This is a genomic window from Methylosinus sp. R-45379, from assembly GCF_001644125.1.
In the GTDB taxonomy this organism is placed as follows: domain Bacteria; phylum Pseudomonadota; class Alphaproteobacteria; order Rhizobiales; family Beijerinckiaceae; genus Methylosinus.
This window is the reverse complement of the sequence record NZ_LUUM01000229.1, coordinates 1-1,027: the sequence shown is the minus strand read 5'-3', so window position 1 is coordinate 1,027 and position 1,027 is coordinate 1. Positions and strand designations below refer to the sequence as shown.

The following is a 1,027-nucleotide window of genomic DNA, read 5'->3' as shown; positions in this document are numbered from 1 at the left end:
ATTGGGGAGCGCGCGAGATCTTACCTCCTCGCCAACGCGCCAAATAACCGGAGATCTGGTCTGCGGTCGCATCGGCATAGGTTAGGTGCTTCCTATCCCTCTCGATTCGGGCAACATTCTGGATCGTCACTTCGAACTGCCCTCCGCACTGCGTCGCTTTCCCATAACAGCGATACAGGCCTGCCGCGAGGTTCGCGCTATCACGGGGGCTGCTCATATCTGGATAGAAGGTCGTCAACGAGACGTTGTCATGCGTTCGGTAGCTCCATTCGCCGATTCGCTGCGTCCGGCTCTGATAGCGAAACCCCCGCGGGACAACGAGGGTGATCGAGTTCGACGATTCGTCGTCGTTCGAGCGCTCATACAAGTGAGTGACGCCGTTGTCGGCATCGTGGACGTCCGAACGAGTGGATCCATTGTCGGCCCGATCGGCTAGGTCGACGTTACGCAGAGTCCAATAATAGTGGCTCCCGAAGAGGATGGTGTAGCAGAGGATCAACATCCAAAAGCGCCTAAGGCCCAACGGGGCGATGAATCCTCGGAATGTCTCGCTGAGCCTCGTCGGATGCGATCGGTCCCTGACGATGAGCCAGAAAGCGGTGGCGCCGATCGCGCTGAAGGGCAGCATCGAATCCCACTCGCGGAACCGTGCCATGAAAAACGAAAGGAGTGAGCCCATCGCCATTGCCCGCAGCTCGATCGCGTGCTCCACGATAAGCTCATCGGTTACAGCCAATGCCCAAGCGGCAACGCCCATTAAGAGAGAAGTGCCCAAAGTGAATGGGATCTGGCGCCTCAGAGCGAAGTATTGCGGCGCGAAAAAAGGCCATGCGACGCCATAGCCAAAGAAAGCCGCGAAAGCGATCGCCGGCGGCAGGATCAAAGACACGCCAGGAACCGCAGGCGCGATGATCAGAGCTAAAAGAACTCGACGGAGCGACGGCACAGGCATCGCCGGCTGCGCTCCCTCCGTCAGCGGCGATTCGCGATGGCTGCACATCGTCACCACGACATGTCTTTCCTCCCG

At 59.0% G+C, this 1,027-nt stretch carries 1 protein-coding gene; it reads right to left on the bottom strand.

The features are described from left to right. A partial coding sequence (locus A1351_RS10515; RefSeq protein WP_157096242.1) for a hypothetical protein occupies positions 1-1,009 on the bottom strand: 1,009 nt, incomplete at its 3' end. Positions 1,010-1,027 lie beyond the last annotated feature (18 nt).